General features: G+C 65.6%; 16 protein-coding genes. 10 read left to right on the forward strand and 6 right to left on the reverse strand.

Annotated features, from left to right (window positions below; genetic code table 11):
* Nucleotides 1-34 precede the first annotated feature (34 nt).
* Nucleotides 35-766, forward strand: coding sequence for a 1-acyl-sn-glycerol-3-phosphate acyltransferase (locus CJZ82_RS11265; RefSeq protein WP_198949746.1), 732 nt, complete (start codon nucleotides 35-37; stop codon nucleotides 764-766).
* Here the strand turns inward: CJZ82_RS11265 and CJZ82_RS11270 are convergent.
* Genes CJZ82_RS11270 through CJZ82_RS11280 form a run of 3 tightly spaced genes read right to left on the reverse strand, consistent with a single transcriptional unit; the run spans nucleotide 681 to nucleotide 2,172 of the window.
* The gene (locus CJZ82_RS11270) at nucleotides 681-1,265 is read right to left on the reverse strand and encodes a YdcF family protein (protein ID WP_094555872.1); all 585 of its coding nucleotides are present in this window, start codon (nucleotides 1,263-1,265) and stop codon (nucleotides 681-683) included. The two genes, CJZ82_RS11265 and CJZ82_RS11270, sit on opposite strands and share 86 nt — an antisense overlap.
* Entirely contained in the window at nucleotides 1,265-1,924 is a 660-nt protein-coding gene (tsaB, locus tag CJZ82_RS11275; RefSeq protein ID WP_094555873.1) for a tRNA (adenosine(37)-N6)-threonylcarbamoyltransferase complex dimerization subunit type 1 TsaB, read from the reverse strand. Before tsaB ends, CJZ82_RS11270 begins: the two co-directional genes overlap by 1 nt.
* Entirely contained in the window at nucleotides 1,921-2,172 is a 252-nt protein-coding gene (locus CJZ82_RS11280; RefSeq protein ID WP_094555926.1) for a Ycf34 family protein, read from the reverse strand. The genes tsaB and CJZ82_RS11280 overlap by 4 nt, the downstream gene beginning before the upstream one ends.
* 58 nt (nucleotides 2,173-2,230) lie before the next feature.
* On the opposite strand from CJZ82_RS11280, the gene CJZ82_RS11285 reads away from it, so the two are divergent.
* The 3 genes from CJZ82_RS11285 (at nucleotide 2,231) to CJZ82_RS11295 (ending at nucleotide 5,114) form a co-directional block, all read left to right on the forward strand.
* A complete protein-coding gene (locus CJZ82_RS11285) occupies nucleotides 2,231-3,430 on the forward strand; it encodes a CCA tRNA nucleotidyltransferase (RefSeq protein WP_233130207.1) in 1,200 nt (399 codons plus the stop codon).
* A 171-nt stretch (nucleotides 3,431-3,601) separates the two neighbouring features.
* A complete protein-coding gene (locus CJZ82_RS11290) occupies nucleotides 3,602-4,033 on the forward strand; it encodes an RNA-binding protein (protein ID WP_094555875.1) in 432 nt (143 codons plus the stop codon).
* Between the two features lie 49 nt (nucleotides 4,034-4,082).
* Nucleotides 4,083-5,114 carry an alpha/beta fold hydrolase gene (locus CJZ82_RS11295; protein WP_233130208.1) on the forward strand — a complete coding sequence of 344 codons (1,032 nt, stop codon included), beginning with the start codon at nucleotides 4,083-4,085 and terminating at the stop codon, nucleotides 5,112-5,114.
* Here the strand turns inward: CJZ82_RS11295 and CJZ82_RS11300 are convergent.
* Both CJZ82_RS11300 and pds read right to left on the reverse strand, forming a co-directional pair.
* A complete protein-coding gene (locus CJZ82_RS11300; RefSeq protein WP_369820051.1) occupies nucleotides 5,065-6,003 on the reverse strand; it encodes a phytoene synthase in 939 nt (312 codons plus the stop codon). The two genes, CJZ82_RS11295 and CJZ82_RS11300, sit on opposite strands and share 50 nt — an antisense overlap.
* Complete coding sequence (gene pds / locus CJZ82_RS11305) at nucleotides 6,000-7,394, reverse strand: 15-cis-phytoene desaturase (RefSeq protein WP_094555877.1); 1,395 nt, start codon at nucleotides 7,392-7,394, stop codon at nucleotides 6,000-6,002. The genes CJZ82_RS11300 and pds overlap by 4 nt, the downstream gene beginning before the upstream one ends.
* 133 nt (nucleotides 7,395-7,527) lie before the next feature.
* On the opposite strand from pds, the gene CJZ82_RS11310 reads away from it, so the two are divergent.
* A complete protein-coding gene (locus tag CJZ82_RS11310; RefSeq protein WP_094555878.1) occupies nucleotides 7,528-7,878 on the forward strand; it encodes an NAD(P)H-quinone oxidoreductase subunit M in 351 nt (116 codons plus the stop codon).
* A complete protein-coding gene (locus CJZ82_RS11315) occupies nucleotides 7,875-8,621 on the forward strand; it encodes a DUF3172 domain-containing protein (protein WP_369820052.1) in 747 nt (248 codons plus the stop codon). The genes CJZ82_RS11310 and CJZ82_RS11315 overlap by 4 nt, the downstream gene beginning before the upstream one ends.
* Before the next feature lie 14 nt (nucleotides 8,622-8,635).
* Here the strand turns inward: CJZ82_RS11315 and CJZ82_RS11320 are convergent, their stop codons facing one another.
* Entirely contained in the window at nucleotides 8,636-9,640 is a 1,005-nt protein-coding gene (locus tag CJZ82_RS11320) for a LysR family transcriptional regulator (RefSeq protein ID WP_094555879.1), read from the reverse strand.
* Nucleotides 9,641-9,824: 184 nt separating this feature from the next.
* On the opposite strand from CJZ82_RS11320, the gene CJZ82_RS11325 reads away from it, so the two are divergent.
* The 4 genes from CJZ82_RS11325 (at nucleotide 9,825) to CJZ82_RS11340 (ending at nucleotide 14,939) form a co-directional block, all read left to right on the forward strand.
* The gene (locus CJZ82_RS11325) at nucleotides 9,825-10,556 is read left to right on the forward strand and encodes an NnrU family protein (protein WP_094555880.1); all 732 of its coding nucleotides are present in this window, start codon (nucleotides 9,825-9,827) and stop codon (nucleotides 10,554-10,556) included.
* A 105-nt stretch (nucleotides 10,557-10,661) separates the two neighbouring features.
* Nucleotides 10,662-12,683 carry an NAD(P)H-quinone oxidoreductase subunit 5 gene (locus tag CJZ82_RS11330; RefSeq protein ID WP_094555881.1) on the forward strand — a complete coding sequence of 674 codons (2,022 nt, stop codon included), beginning with the start codon at nucleotides 10,662-10,664 and terminating at the stop codon, nucleotides 12,681-12,683.
* Nucleotides 12,684-12,883: 200 nt separating this feature from the next.
* Nucleotides 12,884-14,473, forward strand: coding sequence for an NAD(P)H-quinone oxidoreductase subunit 4 (locus tag CJZ82_RS11335; RefSeq protein ID WP_233130210.1), 1,590 nt, complete (start codon nucleotides 12,884-12,886; stop codon nucleotides 14,471-14,473).
* Nucleotides 14,474-14,564: 91 nt separating this feature from the next.
* On the forward strand, nucleotides 14,565-14,939 hold the full coding sequence (locus tag CJZ82_RS11340) for a LapA family protein (RefSeq protein WP_094555883.1): 375 nt from the start codon (nucleotides 14,565-14,567) through the stop codon (nucleotides 14,937-14,939).
* Nucleotides 14,940-14,948 lie beyond the last annotated feature (9 nt).

Raw genomic sequence — 14,948 nt, forward strand, 5'->3', positions numbered from 1 at the left:
CGACACAGGGAAGAAGCTCCCGGCCAGCGGGCCGATCGCGCCCCGCCGCCGCGGCCTGCGCCGCCGGGTTGCCCCTCCGGCCCTGCTGACGCCCAGGCCGAGCCTCACGTACCGCCTGATCAGCTACCTGCTGGTGTTTCCGGTGTTCCGGCTGCTGTTCAGGGGCCGTACCAGCGGCAACGGCAGGGTGCCCTTGGATGGGGCGCTGGTGGTGGTCGCGAACCATGGCTCTCACCTCGACCCGCCCCTGCTGGGGCATGCCCTGGGGCGTCCGGTGGCCTTCATGGCGAAGGCGGAGCTGTTCCGGGTGCCCCTGCTGGGGGCCATCATCCGGGCCTGCGGGGCCTATCCCGTCTCCCGTGGTGCCAGCGACCGGGAGGCCATCCGCATCGCCACTGACCGCCTGCTCGAGGGCTGGGCCACCGGAGTCTTCATCGACGGCACCCGTCAGGCGGATGGGCGCGTGAACCAGCCGCAGCCCGGGGCCGCCCTGCTGGCGGCCCGAGCGGGAGCTCCGCTGCTGCCGGTGGCGATCATCAACAGTCACCGGGCCCTCGGGACGGGTCAGACCACCCCAAGGCTGGTGCCGGTCCACATCCGCATCGGCCAGATCATCCCGCCACCGGCCTCCCGTCGCCGCGTCGACCTGCTGGCCACCACAGCCGCCTGCCAGGATCAGATCAACGCGCTCCTTGACCAGGGGCTGCTGGACCCAGCGCGGGCACGATCCGTCCTGCCGCCCACGAGCGCAGATCCCGACCGGTGACCACCCAGGCAGCGGCCCGCAGGCCATCGCCCCAGACCTTGCGGCGCCCCTCCGGCAGGCAGTGCTTCCCGCAGGGCACGGCCACCGGGGTGAGGTGAATCCCGCGACTGCCGGCCACAATCCGTCCCACCAGGAGGGCCCGGTCCATGTGATCGTTGCTGGTGACCAGCAACACGTGCTGGATGCCCAGTCGCTTGAGGTCATCCACCACCGTGGTGAAGTTACCGAGGGTGTCGCGGGCTCGGTAATCGAGGCGGAACTGGCGGCGATCAAGTCCCTCCTGGCTGAACAGCCACTGGGCGTATTCAGGATTGCTGCCACCACTCACCAGCAGGGGCAGCCCGTCACGATGGGCCAGCCGACCGGCCAGCTTCTCCCGCTCGATATCTCCACCCAGCACCAGGATCAACTGAGGCTGGCTGAGACGGGGCAGCAGCCATCCACGGCCGATCAGCACCAGAGAGCCGGCCAGCAGTGCCAGCACCAGCAGCCGTCGCATCAGAGCTGCCCCACCGGACTGGTGGGATACAGGGGCAGCACGCTGGCCCAGGGAGCCGCCGATTCCGCCGCCGCCGCCAGCCCACTCAGCCGCAGCAACCCGGCCACGTCGGCCGCCGGATCGACCCGAGCCTCCAGCCGAACGCCTGGCGGCAGATCGGCCAGCTGTCCGAACAGGCGTGGAGCCTCCCGCTCGGCCATTCCCCCCAGTGCCCACTCGTCCACGGCATAGCAACCCGCCACGATGCCGCGACGGGGAAGCTCCTGCAACAGCCAGAAGGGCTGATCGCCCACTTCGGCGCGCTGACGCAGACGCTGGGCAATCAGCAGGAAGCTGCTGAATCCATCCAGCGGCAGCGCCAGCTGCTGGGCCAGGGTGCGGGCGAAAACCACGCTCAGGCGGGTGGCGGTAAACCCACCAGGACCCGTGGCCACAGCCAGACGCCCCAGCTCACGCCACTGGTGGGCCGGCAGCAGCTGCTCGACACAGGCCAGCAGATCGTTGGAGAGCCGCCGGCCCAGGGGATGGCTGGTGATGCGGGGGCTCGGCGGGGCCATGGTCCCAGGAGCAGAGGACGACAACAGGGGAGCGAGGCCTAGCCCAAGCTCGTCGCTGGTGCTGTGCAGCGCCAGCAGCCAGGAGGGGGCGACAGCGCTCATGCCGGCACCACTTCACCCGGGCGCAGGCGACTCCAGCGGCCTGGGTCCGACTGGAAGCTGCCGCAGGCCCGCACATCCCACTCCACCCCCACCTGAGCGCCCTCCAGGCTGATGACCTGCACGTGGATGCGGGGGGTCGTGGGGCGCAGGTCCGGATCCGCACTGAGGTGCTCCACACCGTGCTGCCGTTCCACCGCGTGATAGGCCTGACAGCGCTCCACCCAGTGGCAGTCGACGCAGATGCACATGCCGCCGGGGCGCTCCACTTCCCCCATTCTGAAGTGGGCCTGTGCCCCCGAGGGGCGCATGGCTGCGGCCACTGGAGTGCTGCGACAGGCCCTGGCCCTCGAGGCCTGGCCATGGCCCCCTGACTCCTTCCCCACTGGCACAGCCCTGGTGGGGGGCGCCGTGCGCGATGGACTGCTGGGTCGCCTTGGACCTCAGCCCGATCTGGACCTGGTGGTGCCCGGGGACGCCCTCGCCCTCTGCAACAGCCTGAGTCGCCGCCATGGCGGCCGCGTCGTGGTTCTTGATGCCGAGCGCTCCATCGCCCGGCTGGTGCTGCGCGGCTGGAGCCTTGACCTGGCCCGACAGGTGGGGGACGACCTGGAGAGTGATCTCTGGAGAAGGGACTTCAGACTGAATGCCCTGGCCCTGCCGCTGGCGCCAGGTTCCGAGCTGATTGATCCCACAGGTGGTCTGGGTGACCTGGTGGCAGGAGTACTGGTGGCGGTGCGGGAAGCGAACCTGATTGACGATCCCCTGCGAATGCTGCGAGGAGTGCGCCTGGCCGCGGAGCTGGGCTTTCGCCTGGAGCCCCGCACCCGCGGCTGGATCGAGCGGCACCACCGCCGGATCAGCGAGGTGGCACCGGAGCGGGTACTGCAGGAACTGGAGAAGCTGGTGCAGGCCCCCTGCGGCGGGAAGGGTCTGGGGGAGGCTCTCAGCTACGGCCTGCTTGATCCCTGGCGCTCAAGCGGTCCGGACCCGGTCTGGCAACCAGAGCTGGAGCTGGAGCTGACCCCCGCGGAAGCAGCCCGGGCCCTGCCCCTGGCCCGACTGGCGAGGGTGTTTGATGCCGCGTCCCTGGAGCACTTGCGCAGCAGCCGTCAGTTGCAGCAGCGCTGCGAACGGTTGCGGCACTGGTTGCTACGGCTGCTCGACAATGCCGAGGGCGCCGCCTCCGGGCTGCAGCGCCTGGGCGAGGCGGAGCGACTGAGCCTGCATCAGCAGCTCGAGGAGGATCTTCCGGCCCTGCTGCTGTTTTTTCCAGCCAACCTGGCGGCGGACTGGTTAGCGCGCTGGCGTAATCCCCAGGACCCGTTGTTTCATCCCCGTCCACCGATTGATGGCCGCAGCCTGCAGGACCACCTGGGACTGAGCCCGTCCCGGCAGCTGGGGGAGCTGCTCGCCCAGCTCACGCACGAGGCCGCCTACGGCCGTATCAAGGGCCGACAGGAAGCCCTGCGCCAGGCCAGGCTCTGGCTTGAGCGAACCACGGCATGATTTACTTGATAGTGAAAAGGCATTCATCCACAGCCTGACACCGCCCGTGAGCATCGGCTGATCGTCAGAGGTTTCGTCAAGGGATTTCCGAGCCACTGGCTCTCCAGACCAACCTGTTCATCGATCAACACTCCGCCATCGGTCCAACATTCCCATTCCTCCCCTCGTTTCATGAGCGTTCGTCTTTACGTCGGCAACCTGCCGCAGAGCTTCGATGACAAGGAACTGACCGACCTGTTCACCGCCGTGGGTGAAGGCGTTCGCTTCAAGACCGTTCAGGATCGCGAGACGGGCGCCTGCCGCGGTTTCGGCTTCGCCAACGTCGACGACGAGAAGCTGGCCGATGTGGTTATTGAGCAGCTCAACGGCCGCGATTTCGGTGGCAACAGCCTGCGCATCGAACGCTCCGAGCGACGCGATTCCCGCACTGCCACCCCAAGCACAGACCGTCGCAGCGGTGGCGCCACCTCCACCGTGGCCCGTAAGGCCGTCAACAAGGTGGTACACAGCGATGACATCACCGAAGGCGCCCCCGATCCACGCTGGGCCGGCGAGCTGTCCAAACTCAAGTCCCTCCTGGCCAACCAGACTGCCGCCGTCTGAGGTTGCCGTCTGAGCCGGGAAACCCTTTCGCTCCCCTCAGGCCTGGTGCGTGACTGAACCAGCTGTTGATGATCCTCGCCCGCTTCAGCACTGGTGCTGGCGGGGTCACTCGATTGGCTTCACCAGCCAGACCCCGGGATCGGGCTCAGAAGACACTCCATCTCGGGATTCCGCTCAAGCCGTTGTGGTGCTGATCCACGGCTTCGGGGCATCCAGTGGCCACTGGCGCCACAACCTTCCCGAGCTGGGGAAGCACTTTCCCACATACGCCATCGACCTGCTGGGATTCGGCTCCAGCGACAAGCCAAGCTCCCGGTTGCGTGGGGAAGTAGCCAGGGCAGGTTCTGTCAGCTACGGCTTCGATCTCTGGGCGGAGCAGGTGGCCGACTTCGCTGCCTGGATCCTGGCCAGCACCTGCATCCACCAGTCGGACCCGGTGCCAAGCCTGCAGTTGGTGGGTAACTCCATCGGCGGTGTGGTCGCCCTGAGGGCCAGTGAGCTGCTGATCGCCCGCGGCCTGCCCCTGCGCCAAGTGATTCTGATCGATTGCGCCCAGCGCACTCTCGACGAGAAACGGGTGGCGCTGCTGCCCTGGCCCCAGCGCGCCAGCCGCCCCCTGATCAAGCAACTGGTGCGCCAGCGCTGGCTGATCGCCCCACTGTTCCGCACCCTGGCGCGGCCCGGCTTCATCCGGCGGGTCCTGGCCATGGCCTATCCCAGCGGTGCCAACGTCGATGACGCGCTGGTGGAGCTGCTTTTTCGCCCAAGTACAGATCCCGGGGCCCCGGAGAGCTTCCGCGGCTTCGTCAACCTGTTCGACGACCACCTTGCCCCGGAGATCCTTGCCCGGCTGGGCTCCCTGCCGGTGCGCATGATCTGGGGCGAGCAGGATCCCTGGGAAAATCCCACTGAAGCCAGTCAATGGGCGGAGCAGTTCAGCTGCATCCGTGAGCTGCGGCTGCTGCCGGGGCTAGGTCACTGTCCCCACGACGAGGCCCCACAACTGGTGAACCCGATCCTGATCGAGTGGCTCAGCGCGACTGAGCGATCACAAAAGAACAGGGAAGATCAAGAAGCTTGAGCGGGCGGGGCACGTAGGCCCGATGGCTGAACACGTCGTAGTCGAGCTGCTCGATCACGGCAAGGATGCCCCGGTACAGCCGCAGGGAAGCCCACACCGGCCAGCGGGCATCGGCTGAGAGCCAGCGCACTCCCGCTTCCGAGCGGGCAAACCACTGGCGGGCCCGCCGCAACTGAAAGTCCATCAGGGCGCGCCAGTTGTCGTTGAGGGTGCCGGCAAGCAGATCGGCCTCGGAGTAACCGAAACGCTCGAGGTCCTCCTGGGGTAAGTAGATCCGCCCGCGGGCGCGGTCTTCGCCCACATCCCGCAGGATGTTCGTGAGCTGGTTGGCGATGCCCAGAGCCACGGCCGCGCTGGAGGTGTCCGGACGCTCGCTCCAGGGGGCTGAGGTGTAGGCGGGATCCAGGCCCATCACTTCCTGCGTCATCAGACCCACCGTGCCTGCCACCCGATAGCAGTAAAGCTCCAGGTCCTCGAAGCGTGCGTAGCGGTGCCGCTGCAGATCCATCCTCTGCCCCTCGATCATGTCGAGGTAGGGCTGCAGGGGTTGGGGATAGCGCTGCAGGGTGTCAACCATCACCAGATCGAGGGCGTCGTGCACCTCTCCGCCAAACAGGGAGCGGGTGCGCTCTTCCCAGCGATCTAGCCGCTCGGCCAGGCGCTCCACCGGCAAAGCCTGGGCCTGGGGACTGTCCATCAGCTCATCGGTGCGACGGCACCAGACGTAGATCGCCCAGATCGCCCGCCGCTTCGCCGGCGGCATCAGCAGAGTGCCGAGATAGAAGGTCTTGGCCCACTGAGCTGTTTCCTGGCGGCACGACTGGAAGGCCTCCTCCAACGTCGGCAGGGAAGGGCAGGGCACCGTGGTGGAGGCAGCCAGCACCGTCACACCGCCAGGGGAGCGATGGCCTGGCTGTGGCTGACGGCCTCAGCGCAGAGCTTGCCGCTCAGCACAGCACCCTCCATCGAAGCGAGGTAGCGCTGCATGGTGTAGTCACCGGCCATGAAGAAATTGGCAATCGGCGTGTCCTGCGTCGGTCGCAGCTGCTGGCAGCCTGGCACCGTCTTGTAGACGGAGAGCGGTGTCTTCACAACCCGTGCCTTGCGGAGCTGGGCCTGGTCATCACCGGTGAAGTGATCCGGGAACAGCCGCCGCAGCTCGGCGATGGTGGCTTCCACGATCGCCTCATCGCTGCGGCCGATCCACTCCTCGGCCGGCGCGAAGACAAGCTCCAGCATTGAGCGGTCGGGATCGGCGTACTCCCGACAGGTGTTGCTCATGTCGGCGTAGACACTGAGCAGATCAGAGCGGCTGAACAGCAGGTGATCGATCTCGGTGAGCTTGCGGTCGAACCAGAGGTGAATGTTGATCACCGGCACCCCCCGAAGACCCTCGAGCTTCTCGAAGAAGGGCAGCTGCTTCCACGGCTCGGGCAGCAGCAGCTTGAGCGGATCAACGGGAAGGGCACTCACGTAGGCGTCAGCTTGGAGCAGGCGGGGCTCCTGACCCTGTAGGCCTGCCAGACGAAAGCCAGCAACGCTGCCATCTTCGGCGAGCTCGATCTGGCGCAGGGGGCTGTTGAGGTGCACCTCACCTCCACGCGCCCGGACCCACTCCACGATCGGCTCACAGAGTCGCTGGGGCGGATTGCCATCAAGGAATGCCATTTTCGAGCCGTTTTTCTCCTGGAGAAACCGGTTCAGAGCCGTGAGGATGACCGTGCTGGAGATCTCATCAGGATTAATGAAATTCAAAGCCTTACTCATGGCGATGAACACTTCATCATTGACCCGCTTGGGAATGTTGTGAAGCTCGAGCCACTCCGACCAAGAATACTTATCGCACTCTTCAACGTACTTCTGCCCACGCAACATCGCCGGCACAAGCCCCAGGCCGAAATGGATCTTCTCCGGCCAGCTCAGCATGTCGTTATTACCAAGAATCGCCACCACGCCATTCAGAGGCGCTGGCAGGTCGGGGAAGTCGAAGCGGCTGTAGTTGCCTGGTGAATCCTTCTGATTGAAGATCATTGCGTGGTCTTTCCACTGCAGACGGTCTTCGATGCCCAGCTCTGCGAAGAGCTTCAGCATGTTGGGGTAAGCCCCGAAGAAAATATGCAGGCCGGTTTCGTACCAGTCGCCGTCCTCGTCCTGCCAAGCGGCCACCTTGCCGCCGAGCACATCGCGCGCTTCGACCACCACGGGCGTGTGGCCTGCATCGCTGAGGTATTTGGCGCAGGAGAGACCGGCCAGGCCTGCTCCAGCGATGGCGACGCGCATGGGAAAACGAAAAGTCAACAGCAACCATAAAAGGGTTGCCGCTGGCAACGGCGCCCCGCGAACCATCCCAGGGGCGGCTGGGGTTCCTAAAGTCCGGAAACGTGGAGCGCCTGCCTGCCCACGACCCCCAACCATGGTCGACGCCAGCCTGCTCAAGTCCACCACCCGCCACGTGCGGGTGTTCACGGCCCGGGTGGAGGACGGTCAGCTGATCGCTGATCCCAGCCAGCTGACTCTTGATCTCGATCCCGACAATGAATTCCTCTGGGACGCGCCCGTTCTGGGCAAGGTCCAGCAGCGCTTCCGCGAGCTGGTGTCCGCCAGCGCCGGCCACGACCTGAGCGAATACAACCTGCGCCGTATCGGTTCGGAGCTCGAAGGCTTCATCCGCCAGCTGCTCCAGGCCGGCGAGCTGCGCTACAACCCCGAAGCGCGCGTGCTCAATTACTCGATGGGCCTGCCCCGCACGCCGGAGGCCTCTTGACCCGCTCCCGTTACGACCGAGGTGGCCGCTCCGGCTCGAACGACAACGGCCGTGGTGATGCCGTCCGTGGAGGCTATGGCCGAGGCAGCGAGAGCCGCTCCGTGCCAGCAGCAGAGGGACGTGATCCCTACGAGACCTACGACCGGTCGCCCCGGGGACGGCGCACAGCCGAGCAGGGAGGGAGCGGGGGCAACGGTGGCCCGGGAGGCGGTGGTGGATCCGGCGGCGGCGGGGGGGCTGGCAGCCCCATTCAGCTGAATGTGGGCACTATCGCTGTCCTTGCCGGCGTGCTGGTGCTGGGCATCGGCATCGGCACGGCCCTTTCCAGCAACACACCCGGCAACCAGGGCAACATCGCCAGCAGTCAACAACTGGATCTGGCAGTGCCAGATCCCGAGTTCTGCAAGCAGTGGGGAGCCAGCGCCTTCGTGATGGACGTGGAGCTCTACACCACGATGAACCCCAGCAGCAGCTTCGTGACCCAGCCCACCCTGCAGCCGGGCTGCGTGATCCGGCGGGAGAACTGGAGCGTGCTTCAGAAAGAGGGCGCCGTGACCTCCGAGCAGATGCGTCAGTGCAAGCAGCGCATGAACACGTTCGCCTACATCGGCTCGATCCGAGACAAACCCGTTGTGCGCTGCGTCTACCAGACAGATATCAGCGGCAACAAGTTCCAGACCAGGGGAATTGCCGGCACCGCCGACGACGCCACCGGGATCACACCCGAAGCCGGCCAGTTCTGATCGGGGGCTCCGCTTCAGGAGGCCGTGGCCGCCTGGGCCACAGCCTCCTGAAGCGGAGTGGCCGCGGGCCGTGCCGCGGGCTGGCGCAGAGGACTATCGGGACTGGCGAACAACGGCAGAACTTCGCGGCGGAAGGCCTCTGAGGCCCTGGAGCAATAGCGGGCGGGATGGGTGATCAACTTGAGCTGACGACGCACGTGCAGATCGGAGACGCTCAGGCGGTGCAAGCTGCCCGTGGCCAGTTCGCGCTCGATCGAGACCACCGGCAGGAAAGCTGCACCGAGGCCAGACTGGACGGCGTTCTTGATCGCCTCGAAGGAGTTGAGCTCCATCTCGATCTTGAGGCGCTGGACCTCCAAACCAGAGCGCGCCAGCAGCTGATCCACCATCTTTCGGGTGGTCGACTGGGCATCGAGGCAGACGAAGCCGAGGCGGTAGAGATCGTCCTTGTTGAGCTCGGGCAGACGTGCCAGGGGATGCTTCACCGGCAGCACCAGCACCAGCTCATCGTTGGTGTAGGGCACCACCTGCAGCAGATCCACCAGTTCGCTGGGCAGCTCGCCGCCGATGATCGCCAGATCGATCTGACCGTTGGCAACACTCCAGCTGGTGCGGCGGGTGCTGTGCACCTGGAGCTGCACCGAAACATCGGGATATTTCTGACGGAACAGCCCGATCATGCGGGGCATCAGATAAGTGCCCGTGGTCTGGCTTGCCCCCACGATCAACGAGCCACCGCGCAGATTGTGAAGGTCGTCGAGGGCGCGGCAGGCCTCCTGGCACTGGCTCAGGATCCGGTCGCAATAGCTGAGGAGGAGATGGCCGGCTTCGGTGAGCTGCGCCTTGCGGCCACCCCGGTCGAACAGGGAGACATCAAGCTGCTTCTCCAGGTTCTGGATCTGGAGACTGACCGCTGGCTGGGTGACGTAGAGGCTGTCGGCAGCCTTCTTGAAGCTGCCCTCGCTGGAGATGGCGCGCAAAATGCGCAGCTGATCGAGGGTGAAGGGCAGATCAGCCATGGGATGGGCCCTGGGCCTTGCTCCGGCTGGGAATGAAAACTCTAAAGGGGAAACTCCTGAACCCCGGGGCCTGAGATCCCTGAGCGGGATGGAATGACACCTCCGCCAGAATCACCGCTTCCGCCACGGCTTCTTGGCCCCGTCTGCGCCCAGCTTCGCCCTGTTCAGCACCGGACTTGGCGCCATGGCGCCGGAGCACCGCTCAAGCCTGGTGATGTTCGCCCTGCTGGTGGGGTTCGCTTTGCTCCACAGCGGCGGTGCGGCCCTCCGGGTCCGGGCTGAGCAGCTCATCGGGGCACGGGTGTGGCGCCTGGTGTTCGCGGCCGTGAGCATCCCGGCGGCCGTGGTGGTGGTGGGCTATTTCATCACCCACCGCTACGAGGGAGTGCGGCTCTGGAACCTCCAGGGCACCCCCGGGCTGATCCCCCTGGTCTGGGTGGGCACGGCCATCAGCTTCTTTTTTCTCTATCCGGCCACCTACAACCTGCTGGAGATCCCGGCATTGCTGAAGCCCCAGGTGCGCCTCTACGCCAGCGGGATCATCCGCATCAGCCGCCATCCCCAGGCGGTGGGACAGGTGCTCTGGTGCGCCACCCACCTGCTCTGGATCGGCAGCAGCTTCATGCTGGTCACCTGCGCTGGCCTGATCGGCCACCATCTTTTTGCTGTCTGGCATGGCGACCGGCGGCTACAGGCCCGCTTCGGGGAGGCATTCGAGGAGCTGCGCGCCAGCACCTCCGTGATCCCCTTCCGCGCCGTGCTCGACGGCCGCCAGCAGCTGGTCTGGGCGGAATTCCTGCGGCCAGCCCAGCTGGGGATCGCCATCGCCATCGGTCTGATCTGGTGGAGCCACCGCTTCCTGGGGCTGGCGGCAGAGGCGTTTCTGGGGGGACCCCTGGGTCGGTTGCTGGGCTGAGGACGTCGATCGTGCCTGGTAAAAACCCCTGATCGCGGTCCAACACACAGCCCGGACCAGCTTGGGCAGGCTGCTTACACTCCAATAGCCCGCACCCTGAGCTGGATGACGTCGGCTGCCGAACTTGCCTGGTTGATCCCCGTGCTGCCCCTGGCTGGGGCGGCCATCACCGGCCTCGGCCTGATCAGCTTCAATCGAACCGTCAACCGGCTGCGCAAGCCGGTGGCCCTGCTCCTGATCAGCTGCGTCGGGGCGGCCGCTGTGCTCAGTTTCGCCGTGCTGGCAGAGCAGCTGGCTGGGGCTCCCGCCACCGAAGTGCTCTTCGACTGGGCCAGCGCGGGCAGTTTCAATCTGCAGATGGGCTTCCGGGTGGATGCGCTCGGGGCTGTAATGCTCTCGCTGGTCACCACCATCGCCCTGCTGGTGATGGTGTACTCCGATGGCTACATGGCCCACGACAAGGGTTATGTGCGCTTTTTCACCTATCTGGCCCTGTTCAGCAGCTCGATGCTGGGCCTGGTGATCAGCCCGAACCTGCTTGAGATATACGTGTTCTGGGAGCTGGTTGGCATGTGCTCCTACCTGCTGGTGGGCTTCTGGTACGACCGTGACGGTGCTGCCAATGCCGCCCAGAAGGCCTTTGTGGTGAACCGGGTCGGAGACTTCGGCCTGCTGCTTGGCATTCTCGGGCTGTTCTGGGCCACGGGCGCCTTCGGCTTTGAGGAGATCGGCTCACGCCTGGCGGACGCCGTGGCAGGCGGCAGCCTTTCCAATGGAGCTGCAGTGCTGCTCTGCCTGCTTGTGTTCATGGGACCGATGGCCAAGTCGGCCCAGTTCCCCCTGCACGTTTGGCTGCCCGATGCCATGGAGGGTCCAACCCCCATCTCCGCCCTGATCCATGCCGCCACGATGGTGGCGGCGGGAGTGTTCCTGGTGGCCCGGCTGCAACCTGTCTATGCCCCTTTCCCCCAGGTCCAGCTGGTGATCGCGGTGGTCGGCACGATCACCTGCTTCCTGGGGGCTTCGATTGCCCTCACCCAGATGGACCTGAAGAAGGGCCTGGCTTACAGCACCGTCAGCCAGCTGGGTTACATGATGCTTGCAATGGGCTGCGGCGCCCCGGTCGCCGGCATGTTCCACCTGGTGACCCACGCCTTCTTCAAGGCAATGCTGTTCCTGGGCTCCGGCTCGGTGATCCATGCCATGGAGGAGGTGGTGGGCCATGAGCCGGTGCTGGCTCAGGACATGCGCCTGATGGGCGGCCTGCGTCAGTTCATGCCCGTGACGGCGATCACCTTCCTGATCGGCTGTGTGGCCATCAGCGGCATTCCGCCACTGGCAGGCTTCTGGAGCAAGGACGAGATTCTCGGGCAAGCCTTCAACACCTATCCGATCCTCTGGGTTGTGGGCTTTCTCACCGCCGGCATGACGGCCTTCTACATGTTCAGGCTCTACTTCCTGACCTTCGAGGGCGAGTTCCGCGGCAACGACGCGGCCATCCAGGCGCAGCTGCTCAAGGACGCAGGCAAGTTCGCCCCTGGGCCGGATGGGCAGAGCGATGGCGCCAGCCATGGTCACCACGCCAGCCACCCCCACGAATCCGGCTGGCAGATGGCCTTGCCCCTCGCGGTCCTGGCGGTGCCTTCCGCCCTGGTCGGCCTGCTCGGAACCCCTTGGCACAGCCGCTTCGCCGGCCTGCTCGATCCCCAGGAAGCCGCCGAGATGGCTGAGCACTTCTCCTGGGCTGAATTCCTCCCCCTGGCAGGTGCTTCGGTGGCGATATCGATCACCGGAATCACCATTGCGGTGCTGGCCTACTCCCTCCACAAGCTTGATCTGGCCACCTTGGTGGCCGCCCGCTTCCCCAGCCTCAACGCCTTCCTGGCCAACAAGTGGTACCTCGACGACCTCAACGACAAGCTGTTCGTTCAGGGCAGCCGCAAGCTGGCCCGTCAGGTGCTCGAAGTGGACGCCAAGGTGGTGGATGGGGTGGTGAACCTCACCGGCCTGCTGACCCTGGGCAGCGGTGAAGGCCTCAAGTATTTCGAAACCGGCCGGGCCCAGTTCTATGCCCTGATCGTGTTCGGCGGCGTGATCGCTCTGGTGGTGCTGTTCAGCAGCTTCTGAGCCAGGCGGCAGGCTGACCACCAGGCTCTGTGTGTGTCAACGCTTATCTGGGAGCGGCCTGAGCAGCAGGTATTTCTACACTCCGCCCAGACCTCATCCCTGCCCCCGTGCCGCTCGATCCTGCCGTTGCCACGGGCGCCATTGGTGCCTTGAGCGACGGACCCGCCACCGTCTTCCCCTGGCTGAGCGTTTCGATCCTGATGCCGATCGCCGCCGCCCTGCTGATCCCCTTCATTCCCGATCCAGGCGACGGCAAGACGATCCGCTGGTATGCACTCGGTGTCGCCCTGGTCACCTTCCTGGTCACCGCCGGGGCCTATCTAAACGGCTACGACCCCTCGGTGGCCGGTCTGCAGTTGATCGAGCGGGTGGAGTGGCTGCCAGATCTGGGCCTGGCCTGGTCGGTGGGGGCCGACGGGCTCTCGATGCCCCTGATCCTGCTCACCAGCTTCATCACAGCCCTGGCTGTGCTGGCGGCCTGGCCAGTCACCTTCAAACCACGCCTGTTCTATTTCCTCATTCTGGCCATGGATGGCGGCCAGATCGCCGTCTTCGCAGTCCAGGACATGCTCCTGTTCTTCCTCTCCTGGGAACTGGAGCTGCTGCCGGTCTACCTGTTGCTGGCGATCTGGGGCGCCAAGAAGCGCCAGTACGCCGCCACAAAGTTCATCCTCTACACCGCAGGTGGCTCGGTGTTCATCCTGCTGGCGGCCCTGGCGATGGGATTCCATGGCGGTGGCACCCCCAGCTTTGAATACACAACCCTGGCGGCCAAGGAATTCGGCACCCGCTTCCAGCTGCTGGCCTACGCCGGTCTGCTGATCGCCTTCGGTGTGAAGCTGCCGATCGTGCCGCTGCACACCTGGCTCCCGGATGCCCACGGCGAAGCCACGGCGCCAGTGCACATGCTCCTCGCCGGCATCCTGCTGAAGATGGGGGGCTATGCCCTGCTGCGCTTCAACGTGCAGCTGCTACCCGATGCCCACGCCCAGTTCGCCCCCCTGCTGGTGGTGCTGGGGGTAGTGAACATCATCTACGCGGCCCTCACCTCCTTCGCCCAGCGCAACCTCAAGCGAAAGATTGCCTACAGCTCGATCAGCCACATGGGCTTCGTGCTGATCGGTATCGGCAGCTTCTCCGCCCTCGGCACCAGCGGCGCCATGCTGCAGATGGTGAGTCATGGCCTGATCGGCGCCAGCCTGTTCTTCCTGGTGGGGGCCACCTACGACCGCACCCACACCCTCCAGCTCGATGAGATGGGAGGAGTGGGCCAGAAGATGCGCAAGATGTTTGCCCTCTGGACGGTCTGCTCCCTGGCTTCCCTGGCCCTGCCTGGCATGAGCGGCTTCGTCTCCGAGCTGATGGTGTTCGTGGGCTTCGCCACGAGCGAGGCCTACTCGCTCAGCTTCCGCATCGTGATGGCGGTTCTGGCGGCCGTTGGGGTGATCCTTACGCCGATCTACCTGCTCTCGATGCTGCGGGAAATCTTCTTCGGCAAGGAGAACACCGAGCTGGCCTCCCACACCAGGCTGGTCGACGCCGAACCGCGTGAGATCTACGTCATCTCCTGCCTGCTGGTGCCGATCATCGGCATCGGTCTCTATCCACGCCTGATGACCGACAGCTACCGCGCCTCGATCGAAGCCCTTGTGCAACGGGAAGAGGCCTCCATGGCCCGCATGATTCCAGCCGGCCGCCAGGGCCTGATCCGTCAGAACCCTCCCCTGGCCCTGATCAGCTCTGGCGTGGAGGCCCATCAGCCGCTCTTGGTGGCGCCGCTGCTGCCCTGAGCAAGGGGTTACGAAACTCTGCGGATCCCGACCGCCCATCTCCCCCTGCTCCAGCCTTCACCCTTTCGCCACGCATCAAGCGCCTCGAACCATGCGTCAGCTGAACTTCCTGCTGATCTTCAGCTTTGGCCTGGCCACCGTGATGTTCACTCTGGAGAACACCACCGCCACCACGGTGCACTTTCTGCCCGGGGTGAGCGCCACCTTGCCCCTGGCGGCAATGATGCTGGTGGTGGGAGGAATCGGTGCCACCTCCGCCTGGGTGTTCGCCGTCTGGACCGGCGTCGTCAAGAAGGTGGAGGAGCTGCAGGAGCAGGGCGAGCTGGAAGCCCAGCAGGTGCGGATCCAGGAGCTGGAAGCCGATATTCAGCGCTACCGGGCCACCGTGGATGCGCAGCTGAGCCTGCTGCCGGCCGCTGGTCAGAGTTCAGCTCCGAGCCCTGAGCCTCAGCCCAACGAGGCCTGAACCAGGGCA

The sequence above is a fragment of the Synechococcus sp. 1G10 genome (assembly GCF_002252625.1).
Classification (GTDB): domain Bacteria; phylum Cyanobacteriota; class Cyanobacteriia; order PCC-6307; family Cyanobiaceae; genus Regnicoccus_A.

What these genes read in the sequence shown, in the direction of transcription:
- CJZ82_RS11325 (WP_094555880.1), top strand. Translation starts at nt 9,825, where the DNA reads ATGGCGCCGGAGCACCGCTCAAGCCTGGTGATGTTCGCCCTGCTGGTG.
- CJZ82_RS11285 (WP_233130207.1), top strand. Translation starts at nt 2,231, where the DNA reads ATGGCTGCGGCCACTGGAGTGCTGCGACAGGCCCTGGCCCTCGAGGCC.
- CJZ82_RS11270 (WP_094555872.1), bottom strand. Translation starts at nt 1,265, where the DNA reads ATGCGACGGCTGCTGGTGCTGGCACTGCTGGCCGGCTCTCTGGTGCTG.
- pds (WP_094555877.1), bottom strand. Translation starts at nt 7,394, where the DNA reads ATGCGCGTCGCCATCGCTGGAGCAGGCCTGGCCGGTCTCTCCTGCGCC.
- CJZ82_RS11310 (WP_094555878.1), top strand. Translation starts at nt 7,528, where the DNA reads ATGGTCGACGCCAGCCTGCTCAAGTCCACCACCCGCCACGTGCGGGTG.
- CJZ82_RS11340 (WP_094555883.1), top strand. Translation starts at nt 14,565, where the DNA reads ATGCGTCAGCTGAACTTCCTGCTGATCTTCAGCTTTGGCCTGGCCACC.
- CJZ82_RS11290 (WP_094555875.1), top strand. Translation starts at nt 3,602, where the DNA reads ATGAGCGTTCGTCTTTACGTCGGCAACCTGCCGCAGAGCTTCGATGAC.
- CJZ82_RS11280 (WP_094555926.1), bottom strand. Translation starts at nt 2,172, where the DNA reads ATGTGCATCTGCGTCGACTGCCACTGGGTGGAGCGCTGTCAGGCCTAT.
- CJZ82_RS11335 (WP_233130210.1), top strand. Translation starts at nt 12,884, where the DNA reads ATGCCGATCGCCGCCGCCCTGCTGATCCCCTTCATTCCCGATCCAGGC.
- CJZ82_RS11320 (WP_094555879.1), bottom strand. Translation starts at nt 9,640, where the DNA reads ATGGCTGATCTGCCCTTCACCCTCGATCAGCTGCGCATTTTGCGCGCC.
- CJZ82_RS11330 (WP_094555881.1), top strand. Translation starts at nt 10,662, where the DNA reads ATGACGTCGGCTGCCGAACTTGCCTGGTTGATCCCCGTGCTGCCCCTG.
- tsaB (WP_094555873.1), bottom strand. Translation starts at nt 1,924, where the DNA reads ATGAGCGCTGTCGCCCCCTCCTGGCTGCTGGCGCTGCACAGCACCAGC.